The organism is Flavobacterium sp. (assembly GCF_027531905.1).
Lineage (GTDB): Bacteria > Bacteroidota > Bacteroidia > Flavobacteriales > Flavobacteriaceae > Flavobacterium.
This window is the reverse complement of the sequence record NZ_JAPZSU010000030.1, coordinates 1-22,851: the sequence shown is the minus strand read 5'-3', so window position 1 is coordinate 22,851 and position 22,851 is coordinate 1. Positions and strand designations below refer to the sequence as shown.

The following is a 22,851-nucleotide window of genomic DNA, read 5'->3' as shown; positions in this document are numbered from 1 at the left end:
TTAGCTCGTTAAAATACAAAATTATAAGTAGGTTTTATTAATTAAATAGAAATCCGCTAAAACGATTGCTGCCATTGCTTCTACAATAGGAACTGCTCTAGGAACAACACAAGGATCATGTCTTCCCTTGCCAGTCATTTCAACAAAATTCCCTTCATTATCAATAGTTTCTTGTTTTTGCATAATGGTAGCTACTGGTTTAAAAGCCACTCGAAAATAAATATCCATACCATTACTAATCCCTCCCTGAATTCCACCAGAAAGATTTGATTTTGTAGTACCATCAGCATTGTATAGATCATTATGCTCGCTCCCCTTCATTTTAGCACCACAAAAACCACTTCCAAATTCAAATCCCTTAACGGCATTAATAGAGAGCATTGCTTTTCCTAACTCTGCATGCAATTTATCGAAAACGGGCTCTCCTAAACCTACAGGAACATTTTGAATCACACAAGTTACCGTTCCTCCAACAGTATCACCTTGCTTACGGATTTCTCGAATGTACTCCTCCATTTGCGAAGCCATTGCGTCGTCAGGGCATCGAACCGGATTACTCTCAATTTTTGAAAAATCAATCTCTTGATAAGGTTTTTCTAGAAAAAGAGGTCCAACTGAGGATACGTAGGCATTTATTTTTATTTCAGACAACATTTGTTTAGCCACAGCTCCAGCTACAACTCTGCTTGCTGTTTCTCTTGCAGAACTTCTTCCTCCACCTCTATAATCACGTGTACCATATTTTTTATCATAAACATAGTCTGCGTGACTTGGACGGTAATTATCTTTTATATGAGAATAATCATCAGACTTTTGATTTGTATTAGGAATAATAAAACCAATTGGAGTACCAGTTGTTTTACCTTCAAAAATACCGGATAAAAACTGTACTGCGTCAGGTTCTTTTCTTTGCGTTACAATAGCGGATTGCCCTGGCTTTCTTCTAGCCATTTCCCTCTCTATGGCTTCAAAATCAAGAGTGATTCCTGGAGGACAACCATCGATAATACCACCTAAAGCTTCACCATGAGATTCTCCAAAAGTTGTTATTCTGTATAGTGTTCCGTAACTATTTCCTGCCATTTTAAAAAATTTTAAGCAAATGTAAGTTTTAAGAAGTAAAGAAAAAAATTTCGTAAAGGTTAAATTTTGATATAATTATTACAAAATAAGATTTTTTAGTTAATTTTTTTCTTTTACAGTATTAATAAAAATAATTTATTGTGTTTATACTAAAAAAAAAGTTAATATTTACTACAAATGAATTATATTGAATACAACAATTCGCAATAAGTATTTTAAAAGTAAAATTCAATCATCATTTTTTTTGAATCTTAAAATGCTTATTATTTGTTAAAAGAACAAAATAGTTTACCTCTACATTTAATTATTTTATTTTTGCAAAATAACTTATATTAATACTAATGTTTAAATTACAGATTATGAAAAAATTACTTTTGGGAATTTTATTTTGCGGTTCAGTTCATTTTGCCAACGCACAAGAGATTGGGGTTCGATTTGGAGATGTAACAGGTAATGATGTTGCAGTTGATGCCGTTTTTTCAGCTGGAAAATTTAGCCGTATTCATGCTGATGTCTCTTTTGGAAATGGCGGCGTTGGTGCAGAAGCATTATATGACTTCATATATAGACCTCTTGGAGGAGAATCTTTCAATTGGTATTTAGGAGTTGGTCCGTCTGTTTTTATTGGCGATGATTTTTTACTTGGTGCTAGTGGAGAAATTGGTCTAGAATACAAGTTTAAAACTGCTCCAATTGCGATAGGCTTAGATTGGAGACCTACCCTTTGGGTTGTTGAAAACACTGATTTTCATGCAGGAGGCTTTGGATTAAACGTTAGATATGTGTTTTAGTTTATATATTGAAAACAATAAAAAGGGGAAGCATTTTGCTTCCCCTTTTTATTGATATTTTTGAATCGCTCTTTGATATAGATCTTCATAAATAGGTAGAATTTTTTTGATATCAAATTTTTCCGCTATAGTCAAGGCATTTTTCTTAAACAGGTTTAAAACTTCGTCATCCCTTAAAATTTTAAGCGCATTTTGAGCCATTTCATCCACATTACCAACATCGCTTAAAAAACCTGAAAATCCATCAAAATTTACTTCAGGAAGTCCTCCCGAGTTGCTAGAAATCACAGGTACAGAACTCGCCATAGCCTCAAGAGCTACTAAACCAAAGCTTTCGGTTTCAGATGGTAACAAAAACAAATCGGTTAAACACAAAATCTTATCAATCTCATTGCTATTCCCAAAAAAAATCACTTTATCTTGAATACCTAATTGAAAGCATAATTCTTCAGCCTTCTGTTTCTCTGGACCATCCCCTACCATCATTAACTTCGCAGGAATTTCATTTTGAATTTTAAAGAAAATTTTAATTACATCTGGAATTCTTTTTACCCCCCTAAAGTTACTAATGTGTGTGATAATTCTTTCCGTTGGACTTGCCATAACCGAACGATGGCAAGGCGTTGAAGGATCTTTCTTTTCTCTATCTAAATCAATAAAATTCGGTATTACTTGAATTTCATTTTTTATAGAAAATAACTTAAGCGTATCTGCTTTTAAACTTTCTGAAACTGACGTTACAAAATCTGATTTATTGATACTAAATGTTACAGCTGGTTTGTAAAAAGGATGATTTCCAACTAATGTAATATCGGTTCCATGAAGTGTAGTTACCATTGGAATGTTCATCCCTTCATCTTTTAGCATTTGCTTAGCCATATAACCTGCATAAGCATGCGGAATAGCATAATGAACATGAAGCACTTCAATTTTGTACAATTTTACCATATCAACCAACTTACTAGACAAGGCTAATTCATAAGGCTGATAGTGAAATAGAGGATATTCCGGAACATTCACTTGGTGGTAATGCACATTTGGATTTAAAAGTGCTAAACGGACTGGCTGACTGTAAGTAATGAAATGAATTTCATGTCCTCTTCTAGCTAATTCAAGTCCAAGTTCTGTAGCTACTACACCACTTCCACCAAATGTGGGATAACAAACAATGGCTATTTTCATGTATTTATTTTAGGATAACGAAAGTACTTAAAAATGAGCAATCAAAAAGTTAAGGAAAGTAAAAATAACTTATAGTCCTTCCTTATTTCTTTTCTTATTCATCCATTTGTTGATCTTATAAGTAAGATAAGCGGATCCACTTCCAATGAGTGCGCCTGCAACAACGTCACTTGGATAATGTACTCCAAGATGCATTCTAGAATAGCCAACAGCGGATGCCCAAACAAATGAAGGTACAATTACATACCATTTGGGATAAGCCATACTCAAAGAAGTAGCAGTTGCAAAAGCAATAGAAGTATGTCCTGAAGGCATAGAATAACCACCCGCAGAAGTTAATTTTTCAATCTCTGGGTACGTAACAAAAGGGCGATCTGTTTTAATAGCTTCTTTTAAAGCAACCGTAATAAATACTGAAGCAGCCACGGACTCTACAATAAAAATGGCATCTTTTTTTAATTTTGCATCTTTATTAATTAGCCCAACTGCATACATTGTCAGAGGTGTTCCAATACTCACAACTGCATAACTATTGGTAATATGCTCAAATGTTGGATCTAAACTCTCATTGCGATTCAAATTGATAGAACGCAACGTATTGATATCAAAGTTTTGCGAAAACAAACGTGACACAAATAGCAATAAAAAAAGAATGAAAATTTTTTTTGTCATTGAGTAATAAGGAAAGGTTGAAAACAAAAAAACTAGATTACATTTAAAATAATCTAGTTTAAAATTTCTTTATTATTTTTTAGAAGAATCTGCTATGCCAACTATCAACTGCAGGAACTTCCCATGATTCATTAAACTCTTGAATATTATTGACTAAATTATTAAAAACAATAGTATTCTCGGTTACAGCTTTGTCTTTAACCATTTTCTTAAAATCAAGCAATGGTTTATGCGCTACGTGTTCTCCTAATTTGAATGTAACATTCATTTTATCTAATAAATCTACGTCGTACTTCTTTTCTAAACTTTGAATAAATTCAACCGAGCTATCAATTGAACAACCCGTTGCAGCTTGAACTTCTTGGTTTACTGCAATAATTATGAAACGATTGTATTTTAAAAGATAAGATGACTCCAAACTTGTACCATGAGCGGCCCAATCTTTCAAAAAAGCTTGTAATGCTTCTTCTATTTCGGTCATTTCAGCATCAGAAAACTTTCTATTAGATTGATAAATCCATATTCTAGATTCCTCAGGTAAACTTTCAAAGGGTACGTACATAGTTTTGAATTAAATTCTTTTATAAATCTTGAGCATTAGCAATAAGTTCCGCAATGTCTAAAACTTTTACATCAGCTTCTTTTTCTTTATTTTTTATACCATCAGTAAGCATCGTATTACAGAAAGGACAGCCAGCAGCAATAATACTAGGTTGTACCTCTAAAGCATCTTCTGTTCTTTCGATATTCACTTCTTTATTACCAGGCTCAGCATCTTTAAACATTTGAGCTCCACCAGCACCACAACATAATCCATTGGCTTTTGAACGCTTCATTTCAACTAACTCAGCATCTAATTTTTGGATTAAATCTCTTGGTGCTTCATAAATATTGTTGGCTCTTCCCAAATAGCAAGGATCGTGAAAAGTAATTTTTTTTCCTCTGAATTGTCCTCCTTCAATAGTCAAACGACCATCGTCAAGCAAGGATTTTAAAAATTCGGTATGATGTACTACTTCGTAGTGACCGCCCAATTCAGGATATTCATTTTTCAATGTATTAAAACAATGAGGACAAGCAGTTACAATTTTTTTAGCCTCGTAAGCATTTAAAACCTCAATATTCATCATCGCTTGCATTTGAAACAAAAATTCATTTCCCGCTCTTTTTGCTGGATCTCCAGTACAACTTTCCTCTGTACCCAAAACAGCAAAAGAAACGTTAGATCGATTTAAAATTCTAACAAATGCTTTAGTTATTTTCTTGGCTCTATCGTCAAAACTTCCTGCACAACCTACCCAAAACAATACTTCTGGTTGTTTGCCTTGTGCTAACATTTCGGCCATTGTAGGCACTACTAAATTTTCTGACATTGTATCTTGGTTATTAGTTAATGGGTTAAGTAACTAACCGATTAAAAATTTAAACTTTTATTATATTTCGTTTTTCCAGTTTAAACGGTCTTGTTGATTGTATTGCCAAGGCGCTCCGTTGTTTTCTATATTCGTCATCATTGCGTTCAAAGGCATTGGTGCAGCACTTTGCTCCATCACTAAATAACGACGCATATCTAAAATGATTGATAATGGACTAATATTTACTGGACATTCTTCTACACAAGCATTACATGAAGTACATGCCCATAGTTCTTCGGCGGTAATATAATTATTCAAAAGCGAAACTGAATCTGGCACAAAAACACCTTTGTTTTTGTCAATATTCCTTCCAACTTCCTCTAAACGATCTCTAGTATCCATCATAATTTTACGAGGAGACAATTTCTTACCGGTTTGATTTGCTGGACATGAAGAAGTACAACGTCCACATTCTGTACAAGTATATGCATTCATTAACTGTACCCAATTCAAATCCATTACATCACTGGCGCCAAACTTACTTGGAGCAGTATTAGCATCTGCAGGAGCTGCAAAAGGATCTGCGTTTGGATCCATCATTAACTTCACTTCATTTGTAACCGAAGATAAATTATCAAATTGACCTTGAGGTTTTAAGTTGGCAAAATAAGTATTTGGGAAAGCTAAAAGAATATGTAAGTGTTTTGAAAAATATAAATAATTCATAAAAATCAAAATACCAACAATATGCAACCACCAAAAAGCTTCTGATAAAAGCATCACCAATTCATTAGACATTCCATTAAAAATAGGCTCTATAAATTGACTTATAGGAAAAGATCCTGCTTTGATGAAATGAGAAAAGCCTCCCGGTACTTGTTGTAAATGCAAATCAGATGCATTCATTAACAAAAACAAAGACATCAAAACTACTTCGAAATATAAAATATAATTCGCGTCATTCTTAGGATATCCATTTAAGTCTGAACTTATAAAACGTTTTAAACGAATAATATTTCTTCTGGTCCAAAAAGTAAAAACAGCCAGCAATACTAAAACAGCTAAAATTTCGAAAGAACCAATAAGGAAATCGTAAGTTCCTCCCAAAAAAGCAAAAACACGATGCGTACCAAAAAGCCCATCAATTATGATTTCTAATAATTCAATATTAATGATTATGAATCCAAGGTAAACAACAATATGTAAAATTCCAGCAACTGGTCTTTTTACCATTTTTGATTGTCCTAAAGCAATCATTGCCATATTTTTCCATCGCTCTTTAGGATTATCTCTTCGGTCAACTGCGGTACCTAACTTAATGTTTCGAATGATTTTTTTGACATTCATAAAGAAATATCCAAAACCAATTGCCAAAACGATGGCGAACAATACATTGTCTAAAAAATTCATATAATTAGTTATTAGCTTTTACTATTGAATCAGCAGCAGGAGCTACATAAGGTTTGTTTTTCTTTCCAAAGACAGAAACATTAACATATCTAGTAGGGTTCAAGCGAACATCTTGAAGTAACAATTCCAACTCTTTTGATGTTTTTGATAAATTAGCATATAGTGCTTCATCATTAAGTAATTTACCCATAGTTCCTTTTCCTGATTGCAAATTACTCATTAACTTGTCTACATTAGCCAAAGTTCTATTCAATTCTTTTACTGTTTTTCCTAAATCAGCTTTTTGTAAAGAATCTGAAATTTTAGAAAAATCACCAGAAACTTTATTAAAATTAGTTACTATGCCATTAATTTTAGCCTTATTCGTATCTAAAATTCCATTAACACTAACTGAAGCTTTATGAAATTGTTCCATTGTTTTGCTCAATTCAGCCAAACTATTTTTCAAATCAGCTTGTCCTTTTTGATCTAAAACAGTGTTGATTCCAGTAATCATTTGATCAGCACTTACCAGCAATTTTTCAATTTTTTGCTGCACCGGACCAAGTTTTTCGCCCATGCTTGCTGCCATACCCAACTCAACACCTCCTTTTAAAGTTGCTCCGTCTTCGATTATGGATTTATCATTAAGATTAGGATGAATGGCTATTTGTTTCCCACCAATCAATCCAGGTTCATAAATAACAGCTGTACTAGATTTTGAAATAGGAAAATCTGTTTTTAGTTGTAACTCTACTCGAAGTTTGCCGGTAGTATTATTAATAGTGATTGCGGTTGCTTTACCTATTATTAAACCATTCAAAGTCACAACAGAAGAAGGTGTTATACCTTCTACATTATCATACTCCACATAATAGGTTTTGTAATTTGTAAAAAGATCGCGTCCTTTTAAAAAACTATATCCCCAAATAAATAATAAAATAGCAGTAATTACTATAATAGCCGTTTTGATTTCTCTTGTTAGTTTCAAAATATAAGATTTTGCGCAAAAATAATATAAAAAATTAACTTCAATGAATTATTTAATGGCTTCTTGAATACTAATTTTCTTTCCATTTTTATAAGCTATCAAAAAAGCAGAATCATAGCCTTTAGCCTTAGCCGCTTTTAAATTCTCTTTAGCTACATTAAAATCAGTAGTTTCTCCATAAAAATACTTATACAAATTATTATCGCGCTCCATTGAAATAAAATTTAACCCTTTAAAATTCTTTGGTTGCAACTCTAATTGAATATAACTAGCTGATAGTTGAACTTTAAAGATTGTTCCGGTGATTGGTGTTGTTGAAACTTTAGCAGCTTCTTGAAAATCGGAAGTATCTTTCGGTTTTATTATCTCCTTTTTTTCTGTGGCATCCACTTTTGGCGTTGGAAAGTTTTCAAAACCTTCACTTTCAAAAAATTCATTTTTATATTTAATTATCGCTTTAGCAATTGCTTGAGCCAAATCATTTTGACCTTGCTCAGACACCAAAACAGCTCCTTCTTCTGGGTTAGAAATAAATCCCATTTCTATCAAAACTCTTGGCATATATGCACGATGCAAGACAAGATATGGCGCCTGTTTCACACCTCCACCGCGTATTTTCTTACCTAGATTTTGAAACTCATTTTCAACTTTAGATGCTAATGAAATACTATTGTCTAAATACTCCTCTTGCATCAAAGTCATACCAATCATGGTTTCAGGAGAGTTAGGATCAAATCCTTCATATTTTTGTTTATAATCTTTTTCTAAAGTAATAACAGAGTTTTCTTTCTTTGCTGCTTCTAAATTCGAAGCGATTTTGGTCATACCCATAACATAGGTTTCCGTGCCATCAGCAGCTAAATTTTTATTGGCATTACAATGAATAGACACAAAAATTGACGCTCTAGCTCTGTTAGCAATGTTAGCTCGTTCATTTAACTCAATAAAAACATCAGTTTTTCGAGTATAGACTACTTCTGCTTTCTTAGATTCTTCAAGAATTTTACCCACTTTTAAAACTACCGCCAAAGCAACATCTTTTTCAACTCGTCCGCTATATTTTGCTCCCGCATCATGACCTCCATGTCCTGCATCTAAAGCTACTCTAAAGACTTCGGATTGACTATAAGAAAAAAAAGAGGAAAAGAAGAAAGTAATAACAAACATTACTTTTAGACAAATCTTTGTATCCATAAATTAAAAGTTAATTTTATTAGGGTGCGTCAGCTATAATTATGTTAATTGATTATTTTTGCAAAAAAATATATGTAAGTTTGGTGCTTCAAAAAGCAAGCCATCATTTTTACAAAAATAGCATTAAAACCTTTGCGTACAAACTTATTTAATATCGTTTTACTATCATTTTTTCTTACACTAGGAACTACTAGTGCTTATTCACAAGATATAAAGAAAAAAAACACTGCAATTCCTTCCAAAAAGGAAACTACAAAAGCAAAAGAAGATAAGACAAAAAACATAATTACCCCCGAAATTACTAAAGATTCAATTAAAACGGATACGGTAAATGTAAAGAAAGCTTTTCTTGAAGGTAAAGTCAGATACAAATCACAAGACTACACTAAAATAGACCAAAAAAAGAAACTGATTACGCTTTATGATAAGGCAGAATTGTATTATCAAGACATTGAACTAAAGTCGGGAATCATAGTAATGGATTATGACAAAAATGAAGTGTATGCAGGACGAATCAAAGATTCTACTGGTAAATACACACAATATCCTAACTTTAAACAAGGATCTAATGTTGTAGAACCTGATTCTATACGATTTAATTTTAAAACAAAAAAAGCCTTAATTTGGAACTCAAGGTCTGATCAAGGAGAATTTAAAATCAAAGCTGCTGTTACCAAAAAAGAAAATGATTCCGTATATTTCCTAAAAGGAGCACGATTTACTACTTCAAAAGATGTCGATAATCCTGAGTATTATTTTCAAACGAATAAAGTAAAATTTATTCCTGGCAAAAAAGTAATCACTGGATTAACCAATATGGTCATTGCCGATGTTCCCACACCCATTGCACTCCCTTTTGCTTATTTTCCTATGAGCAAAGAAACCAGTGTTTCAGGGATTATTTTACCTAATTACAACGACTCTAATACTCGCGGTTTTTCATTGCAAAATTTCGGATATTATTTTGCTTTAACCGATCATTATGATTTAACGGTTCTTGGTGACTACTACACCAATGGAAGCTATGGCATGCGTGTAGAATCTAGTTATGCTAAACGATATAACTATAGAGGAAATTTCAACTTCAGATTCGAAAATCTAATTAATAGCGAAAGAGGTTATCCAGATTATTCAAAACAAACGATTTATAACATTCAATGGTCACATTCCAAAGATTCAAAATCTAACCCTAATTCTAGTTTTTCAGCCTCAGTAAATTTAGGTAGTAGTAAATACTTCCAACAATCTATCAATTCTGCTAATTTTGGTTCAAATCTTAATAACACCTTAAGTTCATCTGTTTCTTATTCCAAAACATTCAATTCTATCCCACAAGTTCGAATGTCGCTATCGGCTACACATTCGCAAAACACACAAACAAGCCAAATCGATATGACCTTACCTACTCTTCAATTAAGTGTAGATAGAGTCTTTCCATTTGCAAAAGGGGACGGCATTAAGAAAGGTTTTATCAAAAATATCAATTTACAATACAATTTAAACGGAAGAAATAGTTTTGTAACCACAGACTCTTTATTCTTTAAACCTGAAATGTTCAAAAATGCACAAGTAGGGATGCAGCACAGTATTCCTATTAGTACCAACTTTAAAATATTCAAGTATTTTAGTGCGTCTGCATCGGCCAATTACAATGAAGTATGGTACTTAAAAACGATTAGAAAATACTATGACACTAATCAGAGTAAAGTAGTTCAAGAGACCATAAATGGATTTGACGCCTTTAGAACTTATTCTTTGTCTAGTAGCATTGGAACCACGATTTATGGTACATTTAATTTTGGGAATGACAAAAAAATAAAATCCATCCGACACGTCATGCGTCCCTCAATTTCGTATGGCTACACTCCCAGTTTCCAAAAGTATTATGACACCTACGCAGAAGATGCCAGTGGCAAAATGAAATCTTACACTCGTTTTGAAGGTGGAATTTACGGAGTACCTAGTATTGCAAATTCTAACAATATTGGATTTGATTTAAGCAATACTTTTGAAGCAAAAGTAACGGATAGCGATACTACGAAAGTAGAACCCAAAAAAATCATGCTGTTAAACAACTTGAATTTTTCTACCAGCTACGATCTTAATGCTGATGGAAAAACAACTTTGGCTTGGTCACCGGTTCGTGTGAGTGGAGGAACGCAATTGTTTAAAAATAAAATGAACCTTAATTTTGGCGCAACCTTAGATCCTTATGCCATTGACAATTCTGGAAATCGAATTAACATATACAATATAAACAATGGAGGAAGTTTATTCAGAATGACTAGCGCCAATATGACTATTAATTATTCTATTGCGAGTAGTGATTTTGATGACAAGAAAAAAAATGATGACCAAGTAACAAGAAACGGAGGAAGAGAAGATGATTTGTTTGGAAAAAGTAGGGATCTTTTAAATCAAAAGAGTCAATTTGATGATACCGATGATTCCAAAGATGAGGATGCAATTACAACATTTTTCAAATCAAAATTACCATGGGACATGACTTTTGCTTACTCCCTAACCTACGGAAACAACAATCGTGAAAAGAAAATCATCAATAACTCCATTATGATTTCTGCGAACGCAGATTTAACTCCTAAATGGAAAGCTGGTATCTCAACTGGTTATGATTTTGTACAAAAAGGAGTGACTTTTACACAAATACGTTTTGAAAGAGATTTATTAAGCTGGAGAATGGATTTTAACTGGACGCCTTTTGGTGATTATTCAAATTGGAATTTCTTCATCGGAATAAAATCAGGTGTACTAAGCGATATCAAGTGGAATAAACAACGAGTAAACGACAGAACAATAAAATAAATATGTTTTTATGAAATCGACATTTACAACAAGTTTGTTACAAACAAACACCGACAGATAAAAGGCGATATCATATATAACAGCTAATAAACAACTTTTACCTTTATGAAAAAAATTATTTTTACAGACAAAGCTCCTTCTCCAATTGGCCCTTACAGTCAAGCCGTTTTAAAAGGAGACACCCTGTATACCTCTGGACAAATAGCCATTAATCCAGCAACTGGTGAACTAGTAACCGACTCTATTCAGGCAGAAACCGAGCAAGTGATGCAAAATATGAAAGCAGTTTTAGAAGCCGCTAATATGACTTTTGAAAATGTTGTAAAAACAAGTATTTTTATCATGAACATGAATGACTTTTCGGCTATAAATGAGGTTTACGGCTCGTATTTTAACGAAAAAACCGCTCCAGCTCGTGAAACGGTTCAAGTGGCATGTTTGCCAAAAAATGTAAATGTAGAAATAGCGATGATTGCAGTGCTATAACGATTAGTTTTAGTCACAAATGGTCAAAGTAAAAAGACTTAACTATTATTTTTTCGTAAACTCAGATTAGCCATTTAATCGCGCCTCGTGTAGGGGAATGGAAAACAGATTTAAAAATAAAAATTTTTATTCGCTTTCCCTTCACCTACTCTTCTGGCAAATCCTTCATCATTTTCAACTCCAATAAACATTTTCATATTGCTGAAAATGTATTTTTTCTTCGGTTTACTTTTCTGGAACTCCTTTTGCAAATATTAGTTTTGTAAAACTAAATTTTCAATTGAATTAACTATTAGCAACGTGATACGCTATTAAACCGTCAATTGGTCTGCGTAATACATTTCCTAATTTCATTTCGTATTTATCAAAGGTTACTTGTAATTCTTCTTTCAAATAGAAAGCAATAGAACCAATAAAATGGATTGGCACTTCCTGATAATTGTCGAATTGTTTAATGTAATTTTTAACAAAAGACTTCATTCCCTTATAAATAATTTTTTTACAGAATTCTTCTTCTTTGTGTTTAATTAAAAATTTAGCAAAAGTCGCTAAATAAGCATTAGGGTTAGGTTCTTTATATAATTTACTTTTAATAAAATCTGGATCTACATTATATTCTTTTTCAAATTCAACAGCAATATGTTTTGGCATTTTATTAAAATAGTATTTTCTAATTAATTCTTTACCAAAAACATTTCCACTACAATCATCCATGATAATATATCCTAAAGATTGTACCTTTTGATGCAAATTTTTTCCATCAAAATAACTACAATTAGAACCTGTACCTAATATACTTACAATAGCTTCCTCTCCTTTTGGAGTTGTGGCGTACACTGCTGCATAGGTATCCTCTTCTACAGAAACAATTGCATTTGGGAAATAGTCCTGAAAAATACGTGTTAATTCCACTTTCATTCGTGCAGTCCCACAGCCAGCCCCATAGAAAAACAAATGGGTTGCCGTTTTTTTATTTTGTAAAATATCAAAACGATCGTTTAAACGTTCAATAATTTCATGACCTTCTAAAATTTCAGGGTTTAATCCAAGGGTTTGGGTTGTAAATAGGACCTTTCCTTTTTCATCAATTGCAATCCAATCTGCTTTTGTTGAACCACTGTCTACTATTAATTTCATATACTTATTTTTTGGGAATTGATATAATATACAAATGTACACAAGAAATGCATAAAACTTCTCGTGTGCATTATCTGTATATACAAAAAGATTCCAAAAGCCGAAACTTTTGGAATCTTAACCTTTTAGTTTTTATTTTAAACCTGCAATATGAACAGACAAGTCAATCAATTTGCTTGAATAACCATACTCATTATCGTACCAAGATACTAATTTAAAGAAAGTTGAATTCAAACCAATTCCAGCAGAAGCATCGATAATTGATGTTCTTTTATCAGAAATAAAGTCTTGAGAAACCACTGCATCTTCTGTGAATCCCATAATTCCTTTCAAGGTAGTTTCAGAAGCTGTTTTTAAAGCTGCCATAATTTCTTCATAAGAAGTCTCTTTAGCTACTTTTACCGTTAAATCTACTACAGAAACGTCTGCTGTAGGAACACGGAAAGCCATACCCGTTAATTTTCCATTCAAGGCAGGAATTACTTTCCCAACTGCTTTTGCAGCTCCAGTTGAAGAAGGAATAATATTAATTGCAGCTGCACGACCACCTCTCCAGTCTTTTCTAGAAGGACCATCGGCAGTCATTTGCGTCGAAGTTGTAGCGTGAACAGTTGTCATCAATGCTTCTTCGATTCCGAAGTTATCATGAATAACTTTTGCTAAAGGTGCTAAACAGTTTGTAGTACAAGATGCATTTGAAACTACTAAATCTGACGCTTTGGCTGTTTCGTGATTTACTCCCATTACAAACATTGGAGCATCAGCAGATGGAGCCGAAATAATTACTTTTTTTGCACCACCTTTAATATGTTCAGTTGCAGTTTCAATTGTTGTAAAAATACCAGTACATTCTGCTACAACATCAACATCCACTTCATTCCATTTTAAATCAGCAGGATTTCTTTCGGCAGTAATACGGATATTCTTTCCGTTTACGTATAATTTTCCTTCTTTTACTTCAACAGTTCCATCAAATCGACCGTGAACTGAATCGTATTTTAATAAGTAAGCTAAGTGGTCAACATCCAATAAATCGTTGATTGCAACAACTTCTACATTATCTCTATTGAAAGATTCTCTAAAAACAATTCTTCCAATTCTTCCAAAACCGTTTATTCCTAATTTTACTTTTGACATTTTACTTAATTTAAATTATTTTTTATTCTTTATATTTTTTTTCTTTTTTAAAGTTTAAATAGACATAATATCAGAAACACGTAGTAACTCTCTATCAATTTCTGTATGTCCTTTAATGGCTTGTTCAAGTGGAGTTAATGCAACTTTATCATTCAACAAGCCAACCATATAATTTGATTTTCCTTCCAAAATACTTTCAACGGCTTTAACACCTAATCGACTAGCTAAAACTCTATCAAAACAAGAAGGTGAACCTCCACGTTGCATGTGACCTAATACAGAAACACGAACGTCATATTCTGGAAAGTTGGATTCTACATAATCTTTCAATTCAAATACATTCTTTCCGGTTTTGTCTCCCTCGGCAATAACCACAATACTTGAAGTTTTACCAGTAGATTTACTTCTTTTTAGCGAATCCATTAATCTTTCTAATCCTAAGTCCTCTTCTGGAATCAAAATTTCTTCAGCACCTGCGCCAATACCAGCATTCAAAGCAATATGCCCTGCATCTCTTCCCATAACTTCGACTAAAAACAATCGATTATGAGAACTGGCTGTATCTCTAATTTTATCAATTACTTCAACAACTGTATTCAATGCGGTATCGTAACCCAAAGTATGACTTGTACCATATATATCATTATCAATAGTTCCTGGAATACCGATTACTGGAAAACCAAATTCTGCATTAAACAACAATCCTCCAGTAAAAGAACCATCTCCACCAATAACAACCAAAGCCTCAACACCTTCCTTCACTAAGTTTTCATGTGCTTTTTTACGACCTTCGGGTGTTCTAAATTCTTGAGAACGGGCAGATTTCAAAAATGTTCCACCTTTATTAATAATATTATTGACACTTCTAGGCCCTAATTCTTTGAAATCTCCTTCTATCATCCCTTGATAACCTCTGTAAATCCCAACACATTCTATATTGTGAAAAGCACAGGTACGAACAACAGAACGTATAGCTGCATTCATACCAGGAGCGTCTCCTCCTGAAGTAAGTACTCCAATTTTTTTTATTGTTTTTGACATTTTTTAAGTATTAATATGTAAATTTACTAAACAAAGACTAGTTTTAATACTATCTTATTATATTTTTAATAAAAGGGTCGAAATTCAAACGTTTTCGTTGATAAGTTTTGCTTTTAGCAATAAAAAATCATTAATTTTCAACAAAAAGCAATAAAATAGTTTTTTTTTGCATTATTATCAAGCTTTGCTAAAAAACAAATAAATTACTCATCTTCAATATTTTACCAAAAATAATTAACAACCAAAAAATTAACGTTTTTTTTAGTAGTTTGTACTCGTTAAAAATTGACAACAAAGAAATACGAAAGAGAAAAAAAACACTTTATTCTAATTTGAATCGCATGTGGAAGGAAAATCAAAAGGAGTTATTTGACTATCAAATAAATAAAATAGCCGTTTATTTTGAAAACTAGTATTCAGTTTTAATGCTCTCTTTTATATCTTTTAAAAAAAAAAAAAAAAGATGTTCAAAATTATTGCTCAAATCAACAAAATCATTTTACCAAGCTTTACCAAACAAAAAATAGACATCACCAAAGCCAAAAAATGGCAGATGGCAATCATAGGGTATCGCTATTATGTTACTACAAGAGCACTCTCTAAGTAAGTAAACTCGTTGGATCAAATTACTTTGTACCAAATAGGACCACATACTTCATCAATTGAAGTGTGCTGTGCGAACGTCTGTGATTTTAAGCCATTTTTAATCTTCTTGTCCTCCGCAAACGCAATAAAAGTCTCATGGTTTTACTGTAACTATCGTTAGAATAGTTGCCTTTTCAAAAGGTTTAAAAATAAAACTACAAAGCAACTGTTCGGTTGTTTTGTAGTTTTTTGGTTTAAAATGATATGTGTATATTGTAGCGGAAAGCGGGACGACTCGTGTGGTGCGCAAAGATGTGGTGCTCCTAGAAAAGATTACGCTTTTAATTGAGCATACGTGAGGAGGACAATGGCTAATAAGGCCAAGAAAATCCCCAAATAGTTCTTCTGAGAAAGTTTTTCTTTAAAAATCAACACGCCTATGAGACTACCCAAAACGATGACGCCCATATTCATTCCTGCAAAAACAGTGGACGGATTTTCGGAAAAAGCTTGGTGCGCCTTGAGGTAAAAATAGATATTTCCAAAATTGAATACGCCTACTGCTATTCCCCAAAGGGCATTGATACCCGAGATTTTTGGGCGTTGGATAAAAATTTCGTAGCCCACTACTCCACTCATAATTACCAAAGCCAACGCAAATATGACCAAAAGCGAGGTGGTAAAAGGCAGTTGGGTATGCAAGGCGATTTGTTTGAACAAAATATCGATGACTCCAAAACCCAGCAACACCATAGCAGGATAGCCCCAATTGGAATTGCTATTGGCGGTGGGCTTAGACAAAATAAGCAGCAAGGCTGGAAATCCTAGGCCAAAAGCCAAAACTTTGAGGGTACTAAATTGCTCCCCAAAAAGCAACCAAGAAGCAAGTAACGGAATAAACAACGACAAGCGCTGTGCGGCATCAGTCTTGACAATACCCATATACCGAATGGACTGGGAAAGCAGTAAAAAAACACTCGGCAACAGCAGTCCGAGAGCGAGATACAACGGCCAAGGTGCTTGTTCAAGTAGCGTATCGAATTGTGGTGGAAAACAAAAATAACAAAGCAACAAGGCAATCGCATAATTGGTCGCAATAATGGCTTTACTGTTGAAAGCAGCGTGATTTCTGAACCACTTGAAAAGAACGCCCACGGTAACACTACAAACGATACTTAGAATTAAAAAGAGCATAACAATTGGATTATTTACCAAAAATACAAATTCTATTGTGGTTTTCTTTCTGTAAAGAAAGGCATAGTTTGCGTTTTACTTCCGTAAGTGGCTTCAGTTGATTATATTTGATTCAAAATGAAGCCTTTTCAATTCCAAAACATTTTACTATGACAGAAAAATGGTGGCCAATAGGCAAAAAAGTGGGTAAAATTATCCTATTCTTGACGATGCTTCTTTTTATTGGCTATGGTGCTTTGGGTTGGTATGTAAGCGCTCATCATAACGAACTGCTAAAAGAGGTGCGTCGGATTGCCAATGAAAATTGTAAAGGCGAAGTAACAATTGGCGACCTAGAAGTACTCTTTTTTCGTGGATTTCCCAACATAACCATTGCTGTAAAAGAAGTAAGCATCAAAGACAGTTTGTGGGCACAACATAAAAGAACGTTGTTACAAGCCCCTTCGATTTATGCCGAAATTCAGCCTTGGGCGATATTCCTAAAGAAGATAAAATTAGACCATCTCTCCATCAATGATGCCGAAGTACAACTGTTTTTAGACGCAAAAGGCTATAGCAATACCTCCGTTTTTTCTAGTGCACCAAAAACCGATACTACAAGTTCAAGTTCGTTGTCATTGGATTTGAATCACCTAAAATTCAACAATGTTTCCTTTGTTTCTGACAACCAATTCAAGCATAAAAAATTTGATTTTTTTATCGAAAAACTTCGGATAGAAAAACATACTACTTCAGAAGGTTGGGAAGCTGATATTGCGTTAAACACCTTAGTGAAAAGTTTGACATTTAATACACAACACGGAAGTTTTGCTAAAAACAAAATCATTCAAGGAGCTTTACAAGCAAAATATTCCGAAAGCAAAGGCTCTATCACCATTAAAACCATAGGTTTGTCTATTGGAGAAGATGTTTTTCAAATTCAGTCGTATTTTGGGATTAGCAAGACCAACAGTTCCTTTTCTATTGCTATTAGCAATCCAAATATTCGCTGGCAAGCGGCTTATAAATTGTTGTCCAACAACATTAGCAGCAAACTCAAACCTTTTGATTTTAAAGACCCTTTTGGCGTGCAATGCACTATTGATGGCGACTTGAACAAAGAAGGCGACCCCAACATTCGAGTGGAAGCTAATATCAAAAATAATGAACTGAACTACTTCGAACATCAAGTAACCGATTGTACTTTTAAAGGCATTTTTACCAACGAATACCAAAAGAACAAAGGCATAAGCGATGAAAATTCGGCAATCTTGCTCAATGATTTTCGGGGAAAAGTCCATTCGATTCCATTTACCACCAAAAATATGATGATTTTGGATTTGAAAAAACCCATCGCCTCGGGTGCATTTGTAAGCCGTTTTGATTTGGCAAAACTCAATCAAACGATGATTGGTAAAACCCTGTCCTTTGGGAATGGAAAAGCAGATTTGCGTCTTACATTCAAAGCTGATGTGGTGAATTTAGAAATGCAAAAACCTTTTCTAATTGGGTCAGTCGTGATTCAAAACGCGAATGGAACACATTTAAGTTCAAAGAAGAAATTCAACAACAGTAGTGTAGATTTATCCTTTACTTCAAATGAATTGAAGGTGAACCAAATCGTTTTAAATACACAAAATAGTACTATAAATATAAAAGGTCAGTCTGATAATTTTTTAAATTACTACTATGATGCTCCAGAAAAGATTTTTATGAAATGGGATATAAAAGCTAAAACTATTAATTTAAAAGACTTTAGCTTTGGTAGTAGAACAACTAAATCGATAAAAAAATCTACTGCAATTACTCAAAATCTCATCAATGTTTTACATCAATCCAATGCAACAGTTCATCTAAGAGCCGAAAATATTGTCTATAAAAAATTCAAGGCTCGAAATGCGATAGCACAAATTAATGTAGTTCCTGACCGTACCATCTTAAAAGAGGCTTCGCTACAATTTGGTGGCGGTTCATTAATGGTAAACGGAATGGTTTCGTATCAAAACAAAAACAACCACTTCAACGCAAAACTTAACGCAAGTAAAGTAAATAGTGCAGAACTATTGAAGGCTTTTGACAATTTTGGTTCCAAAGCACTCACTCCAAAAACCGTTTCGGGTTTAATTTCTGTTTCCGGTGTTTTGGATGGCTACTTTGATAATAACATTACTATAGTAAAGCGTTCTCTAACCGGAAATTTAAAACTTAACCTGAATAATGGCGCTTTGAACCAATTTGAACCTTTGCAAAGAATTGGAAAATACGCCTTCCCGTTTCGGAATTTTAATCGCGTAACTATTAATCCTCTTGCAATCAACATTGTTTTTAAAAATGGTTTTGCCAACCTTTCTCCTACGCCAATAAACACATCTGTATTCAATTTTGATTTAGCAGGAAGTTATGGATTTTATGGAAATTCTAATATGCAACTCGATGTTCATTTGCGAGACCCTGCAAAAGACAAAGAGATAACCAATAAAAAAGTAGTCCAAGAAAATAGAAAAAAAGGCATCACCCTGCACCTTCAAGCCATTGAAGAAGGCAATGCACCGTTTAAAATCAAACTGCGCTACAAAAACGAAAAACTGCAATAAAAAGTGTTTAGCTTTTACACTAAACCTTTTTGCAATTTATTTCCGGTGGAATGGAATGGTTTTTACCACATAGAAACATAGAATTTGTAGTTTTTTTAAAAGAAATAGATAGACGTTATACTATTCACATAGCTAATCTATGTGAGAAAATAGAGTTATTTCTATTTTTTCTATAACGATTTGCTTTAATCTATAATTCTATGTGGTTAATTCTCTATCTTAATTTGTATTTCATCCAACAGGTTATTTATAATTTACTGATGTAACTCCCAAACGGATCCTTGAACTGATACCCTTCAGAAAAACGATCTTTGCTCAACTTTTTATACGAAGCCAAGCCCCACAACAAGAATTCTTTCATAAAATAATAATCCTCTTTCGGTAATTGAGGCTGGTATTTTTTGATAATGACTTCTAATGGTGTCACACTATCCAAAATAGTTTGATATTCTGAATTCGTGGCATCATCCAATAATTCGAAACCACTTTCGGCAAAAAACCATTCTAAAGTATCAGTATAGGCTGTTTTTTCTCCTTGTTTTTCCAATTTTTCAATCTTTGGGAAATAGCCCGGGAAAAATGTACGAATCGCATCATTGATTAAATGTTGGGCTACCACAGCTGCCCCTTCTTGCTCGCCTTCGTACACCAATTCCACTTTTCCGGTTATGGCAGGAATAACCCCCATAAAATCAGACAAACGAACAGATGTAGTGCTTTCACCCGCTTTTAAGGCACGACGTTCAGCAGTACTAATCAGGTTTTCGTAGGCTGTAATACTCATTCTAGCGCTCACGCCACTTTTTGGATCAATAAAATCGCTATCACGAGCTTCAAAGCTAATTTGTTCCAACAAATCTTTGGCCAAAGCAGGTACATACACCACATCGGTTTGACTGCTTTCTAACTTGGCTTCTTGCTGAGTAATAGTGCGAGCAATAGCAATAGTTTCTGGATAATGCGTTAAAATTTGAGAACCTATACGGTCTTTCAATGGCGTAACAATACTCCCACGATTGGTATAATCTTCTGGATTGGCGGTAAAAACAAACTGCATATCCAAAGCCATTCTTAACTTATAGCCTCGAATTTGAATATCACCTTCTTGCAAAATATTAAACAACGCCACTTGAATTCTAGCTTGCAAATCGGGCAATTCATTGATGACGAAAATACAGCGATTCGCTCTTGGAATCATACCAAAATGAATCACACGATCATCCGCATACGACAACTTTAAATTCGCCGCCTTGATAGGATCGACATCGCCAATTAAATCGGCTACTGTTACATCGGGTGTCGCTAATTTTTCATAAAAACGCTCACTTCTTGGCAACCATTCTATGGGCGTTGCATCGCCTAACTCGGCAATTAAATCCTTGGCGTAACGAGAAATCGGATGGAAAGGATCATCATTAATCTCAGAACCCGCCACAAATGGAATGTACTCATCCAATAATTCGACCATTTTTCTAGCCAGTCTAGTTTTGGCTTGCCCGCGAAGTCCCAGCAAATTGATATTGTGCTTCGACAAAATAGCACGCTCCAACTCTGGAATCACCGAATTTTCAAATCCGTGTACCCCTTCAAAAGTTGGAATACCTGCTTGCAATTTCTTCCTCAAATTATCGCGCAATTCTTCTTTAATCGTTCTTGGTTGATAACCCGATTGTTTTAATGCACCTAAAGTTGTTATATCCTTCATTGATGGTATTTTTATTTTGATTCGCTTTTACTAATTTCTATTTTCTGACTTCTATTTTCTTCTTTCTGAACACTGCCGTCTGCCTTCTGAACACTCCCTACTTAATTCGCTTCTTCCTATTCGCTTCATAATCCTCAAAAATCATTTCACCTAGTCCTTTCAAACCCGTGTAAAAAGCTTTCCCTTGATTGGCTTCGGTAAAATTAGTCACAAATTTTTGGAGATATGGATCATTCGCTATCATAAAAGTGGTGATAGGAATGTGCAATTTTCTGGCTTGTTGCGCCTGAGTGTAGCATTTGTCTACAATGTATTGGTCCAAGCCATTACTATTCATATAGTACGAGCCATCTTTCTCCCGAACGCAACTTGGTTTCCCGTCGGTAATCATAAAAATTTGCTTGTTGGTGTTGCGTTTTCTTCGCAATAAATCCATTGCCAATTGTAAACCTGCCACCGTATTGGTATGAAAAGGACCTACTTTTAGATACGGTAAATCCTTAATCGCAATTGTCCAAGCATCGTTCCCAAAAACTAAAATATCTAAAGTATCCTTTGGGTATCTAGTGGTAATCAATTCAGCCAATGCCATAGCCACTTTTTTAGCAGGCGTAATGCGGTCTTCACCGTACAAAATCATGCTGTGACTAATATCAATCATTAAAACCGTACTCATTTGGGCTTTGTATTGCGTGTCTTCAACCACCAAGTCATTTTCTGTAAGTTTAAAATCAGCTACTCCATTATTGATTTGGGCATTTCGTAAACTTTCGGTCAGTGAAATACGTTCCAAACTATCCCCAAAATGAAACTCTCGAAACTCACCCGTATGCTCATCGCCATTGCCACTGTGTTTCGTTTTATGATTACCATTCCCGGAGCGTTTCATAGTGCCAAAAATGGTATCCAGCGCTTGTTGACGAATAGCGCGTTCGGTTTTGGCCGTAATGCCCGTTCCAGTTGTGCCGTCGTCTTTCAGTTCCTCACGGATGTAGCCTTTTTTCTTTAAATCTTCAATAAAATCATCAATGGTATAACTGGCATCGGTCAATTTATATTCCTTGTCCAATTCGCGTAGCCAAGCAATCGCCTCGTCAAAATCGCCCGAAGTATGCGTAATCAATTCTTTAAAAATAGGAAACAAACGGTCAAACGGCGACTGAAATGGCGCTTCATACGTCTTAAAATAAAATCCAGCACGGTTTTGGTTTTTCATCGCAAACAACAAATAGGATTAGGAATCACAATATTTTCAATACAAACTTCACTCCTATTTTGGAGCAGAAACAATAGGCTTTTTAGCCAGCAACGTCCCGTCATCCGCTGTATCTTTTTCTTTTAAAGAAAAAAGAAAAAGGATGCCGCTACTACCCTACCGTCTGGACACAAATATTTTTATGTTAAAATGGCACGCAGATTAGGCAGATTATCGCCGATTTTTGGTTGTATATTAATAATATTATTTATAAAACTTAATGTTTTTTCAACACATTATTTTAAAAGACAACAAATT

The 22,851-nt window shown here is 34.1% G+C and carries 19 protein-coding genes; 5 read left to right on the top strand and 14 right to left on the bottom strand.

Features of this window, described 5'->3' with window-relative positions:
• Window positions 1–21: 21 nt before the first annotated feature.
• Complete coding sequence (gene aroC / locus O9307_RS08650; protein ID WP_298297803.1) at window positions 22–1,083, bottom strand: chorismate synthase; 1,062 nt, start codon at window positions 1,081–1,083, stop codon at window positions 22–24.
• 359 nt (window positions 1,084–1,442) lie between these two features.
• On the opposite strand from aroC, the gene O9307_RS08645 reads away from it, so the two are divergent.
• Window positions 1,443–1,874, top strand: coding sequence for a hypothetical protein (locus O9307_RS08645; protein WP_298297800.1), 432 nt, complete (start codon window positions 1,443–1,445; stop codon window positions 1,872–1,874).
• Window positions 1,875–1,922: 48 nt separating this feature from the next.
• Here the strand turns inward: O9307_RS08645 and bshA are convergent, their stop codons facing one another.
• The 7 genes from bshA to O9307_RS08610 all read right to left on the bottom strand — a co-directional run bounded on the left by bshA (window position 1,923) and on the right by O9307_RS08610 (window position 8,657).
• On the bottom strand, window positions 1,923–3,056 hold the full coding sequence (gene bshA, locus O9307_RS08640) for an N-acetyl-alpha-D-glucosaminyl L-malate synthase BshA (protein ID WP_298297798.1): 1,134 nt from the start codon (window positions 3,054–3,056) through the stop codon (window positions 1,923–1,925).
• 69 nt (window positions 3,057–3,125) lie between these two features.
• The gene (locus tag O9307_RS08635) at window positions 3,126–3,728 is read right to left on the bottom strand and encodes a phosphatase PAP2 family protein (protein WP_298297796.1); all 603 of its coding nucleotides are present in this window, start codon (window positions 3,726–3,728) and stop codon (window positions 3,126–3,128) included.
• A gap of 79 nt (window positions 3,729–3,807) precedes the next feature.
• Window positions 3,808–4,290, bottom strand: coding sequence for an ABC transporter ATPase (locus O9307_RS08630; protein WP_298297795.1), 483 nt, complete (start codon window positions 4,288–4,290; stop codon window positions 3,808–3,810).
• Between the two features lie 19 nt (window positions 4,291–4,309).
• A complete protein-coding gene (locus O9307_RS08625) occupies window positions 4,310–5,101 on the bottom strand; it encodes a (Fe-S)-binding protein (RefSeq protein ID WP_298297793.1) in 792 nt (263 codons plus the stop codon).
• A 60-nt stretch (window positions 5,102–5,161) separates the two neighbouring features.
• A complete protein-coding gene (locus tag O9307_RS08620) occupies window positions 5,162–6,493 on the bottom strand; it encodes a (Fe-S)-binding protein (protein ID WP_298297791.1) in 1,332 nt (443 codons plus the stop codon).
• Between the two features lie 4 nt (window positions 6,494–6,497).
• Window positions 6,498–7,463 carry an MlaD family protein gene (locus O9307_RS08615; RefSeq protein ID WP_298297789.1) on the bottom strand — a complete coding sequence of 322 codons (966 nt, stop codon included), beginning with the start codon at window positions 7,461–7,463 and terminating at the stop codon, window positions 6,498–6,500.
• Window positions 7,464–7,511: 48 nt separating this feature from the next.
• A complete protein-coding gene (locus tag O9307_RS08610; protein WP_298297787.1) occupies window positions 7,512–8,657 on the bottom strand; it encodes an N-acetylmuramoyl-L-alanine amidase in 1,146 nt (381 codons plus the stop codon).
• A gap of 132 nt (window positions 8,658–8,789) precedes the next feature.
• Between O9307_RS08610 and O9307_RS08605 the strand changes: the two genes are divergently transcribed.
• Both O9307_RS08605 and O9307_RS08600 read left to right on the top strand, forming a co-directional pair.
• The gene (locus tag O9307_RS08605) at window positions 8,790–11,480 is read left to right on the top strand and encodes a putative LPS assembly protein LptD (RefSeq protein ID WP_298297785.1); all 2,691 of its coding nucleotides are present in this window, start codon (window positions 8,790–8,792) and stop codon (window positions 11,478–11,480) included.
• Window positions 11,481–11,585: 105 nt separating this feature from the next.
• A complete protein-coding gene (locus O9307_RS08600) occupies window positions 11,586–11,966 on the top strand; it encodes a RidA family protein (RefSeq protein WP_298297782.1) in 381 nt (126 codons plus the stop codon).
• Window positions 11,967–12,251: 285 nt separating this feature from the next.
• Here the strand turns inward: O9307_RS08600 and O9307_RS08595 are convergent, their stop codons facing one another.
• From O9307_RS08595 to pfkA, 3 genes are all read right to left on the bottom strand, one after another.
• On the bottom strand, window positions 12,252–13,103 hold the full coding sequence (locus tag O9307_RS08595; protein ID WP_064714817.1) for a hypothetical protein: 852 nt from the start codon (window positions 13,101–13,103) through the stop codon (window positions 12,252–12,254).
• A 132-nt stretch (window positions 13,104–13,235) separates the two neighbouring features.
• On the bottom strand, window positions 13,236–14,240 hold the full coding sequence (gene gap, locus O9307_RS08590) for a type I glyceraldehyde-3-phosphate dehydrogenase (protein WP_064714816.1): 1,005 nt from the start codon (window positions 14,238–14,240) through the stop codon (window positions 13,236–13,238).
• A 54-nt stretch (window positions 14,241–14,294) separates the two neighbouring features.
• Window positions 14,295–15,281, bottom strand: a complete 987-nt coding sequence (pfkA, locus tag O9307_RS08585) for a 6-phosphofructokinase (protein ID WP_298297774.1) — start codon at window positions 15,279–15,281, stop codon at window positions 14,295–14,297.
• Window positions 15,282–15,744: 463 nt separating this feature from the next.
• Here pfkA and O9307_RS08580 point away from each other — a divergent pair, with 463 nt between their 5' ends.
• Entirely contained in the window at window positions 15,745–15,888 is a 144-nt protein-coding gene (locus tag O9307_RS08580; RefSeq protein WP_298297771.1) for an SsrA-binding protein, read from the top strand.
• Between the two features lie 311 nt (window positions 15,889–16,199).
• On the opposite strand, the gene O9307_RS08575 is transcribed toward O9307_RS08580, so the two are convergent.
• Complete coding sequence (locus tag O9307_RS08575) at window positions 16,200–17,060, bottom strand: EamA family transporter (RefSeq protein ID WP_298297768.1); 861 nt, start codon at window positions 17,058–17,060, stop codon at window positions 16,200–16,202.
• A gap of 149 nt (window positions 17,061–17,209) precedes the next feature.
• Here O9307_RS08575 and O9307_RS08570 point away from each other — a divergent pair, with 149 nt between their 5' ends.
• On the top strand, window positions 17,210–19,633 hold the full coding sequence (locus O9307_RS08570; RefSeq protein ID WP_298297766.1) for an AsmA-like C-terminal region-containing protein: 2,424 nt from the start codon (window positions 17,210–17,212) through the stop codon (window positions 19,631–19,633).
• 247 nt (window positions 19,634–19,880) lie between these two features.
• Here O9307_RS08570 and O9307_RS08565 read toward each other — a convergent pair whose 3' ends face one another.
• Both O9307_RS08565 and O9307_RS08560 read right to left on the bottom strand, forming a co-directional pair.
• Window positions 19,881–21,338: a magnesium chelatase gene (locus tag O9307_RS08565; protein WP_298297763.1), complete on the bottom strand. Its 1,458-nt coding sequence runs from the start codon at window positions 21,336–21,338 to the stop codon at window positions 19,881–19,883.
• 97 nt (window positions 21,339–21,435) lie between these two features.
• Window positions 21,436–22,554, bottom strand: coding sequence for a VWA domain-containing protein (locus O9307_RS08560; RefSeq protein WP_298297760.1), 1,119 nt, complete (start codon window positions 22,552–22,554; stop codon window positions 21,436–21,438).
• Window positions 22,555–22,851: the final 297 nt, after the last annotated feature.

What these genes read in the sequence shown, in the direction of transcription:
- O9307_RS08625 (WP_298297793.1), bottom strand. Translation starts at nt 5,101, where the DNA reads ATGTCAGAAAATTTAGTAGTGCCTACAATGGCCGAAATGTTAGCACAA.
- O9307_RS08635 (WP_298297796.1), bottom strand. Translation starts at nt 3,728, where the DNA reads ATGACAAAAAAAATTTTCATTCTTTTTTTATTGCTATTTGTGTCACGT.
- aroC (WP_298297803.1), bottom strand. Translation starts at nt 1,083, where the DNA reads ATGGCAGGAAATAGTTACGGAACACTATACAGAATAACAACTTTTGGA.
- O9307_RS08565 (WP_298297763.1), bottom strand. Translation starts at nt 21,338, where the DNA reads ATGAAGGATATAACAACTTTAGGTGCATTAAAACAATCGGGTTATCAA.
- O9307_RS08620 (WP_298297791.1), bottom strand. Translation starts at nt 6,493, where the DNA reads ATGAATTTTTTAGACAATGTATTGTTCGCCATCGTTTTGGCAATTGGT.
- O9307_RS08580 (WP_298297771.1), top strand. Translation starts at nt 15,745, where the DNA reads ATGTTCAAAATTATTGCTCAAATCAACAAAATCATTTTACCAAGCTTT.
- gap (WP_064714816.1), bottom strand. Translation starts at nt 14,240, where the DNA reads ATGTCAAAAGTAAAATTAGGAATAAACGGTTTTGGAAGAATTGGAAGA.
- pfkA (WP_298297774.1), bottom strand. Translation starts at nt 15,281, where the DNA reads ATGTCAAAAACAATAAAAAAAATTGGAGTACTTACTTCAGGAGGAGAC.
- O9307_RS08595 (WP_064714817.1), bottom strand. Translation starts at nt 13,103, where the DNA reads ATGAAATTAATAGTAGACAGTGGTTCAACAAAAGCAGATTGGATTGCA.
- O9307_RS08600 (WP_298297782.1), top strand. Translation starts at nt 11,586, where the DNA reads ATGAAAAAAATTATTTTTACAGACAAAGCTCCTTCTCCAATTGGCCCT.
- O9307_RS08570 (WP_298297766.1), top strand. Translation starts at nt 17,210, where the DNA reads ATGACAGAAAAATGGTGGCCAATAGGCAAAAAAGTGGGTAAAATTATC.
- O9307_RS08610 (WP_298297787.1), bottom strand. Translation starts at nt 8,657, where the DNA reads ATGGATACAAAGATTTGTCTAAAAGTAATGTTTGTTATTACTTTCTTC.
- O9307_RS08630 (WP_298297795.1), bottom strand. Translation starts at nt 4,290, where the DNA reads ATGTACGTACCCTTTGAAAGTTTACCTGAGGAATCTAGAATATGGATT.
- O9307_RS08575 (WP_298297768.1), bottom strand. Translation starts at nt 17,060, where the DNA reads ATGCTCTTTTTAATTCTAAGTATCGTTTGTAGTGTTACCGTGGGCGTT.
- O9307_RS08560 (WP_298297760.1), bottom strand. Translation starts at nt 22,554, where the DNA reads ATGAAAAACCAAAACCGTGCTGGATTTTATTTTAAGACGTATGAAGCG.
- O9307_RS08645 (WP_298297800.1), top strand. Translation starts at nt 1,443, where the DNA reads ATGAAAAAATTACTTTTGGGAATTTTATTTTGCGGTTCAGTTCATTTT.
- bshA (WP_298297798.1), bottom strand. Translation starts at nt 3,056, where the DNA reads ATGAAAATAGCCATTGTTTGTTATCCCACATTTGGTGGAAGTGGTGTA.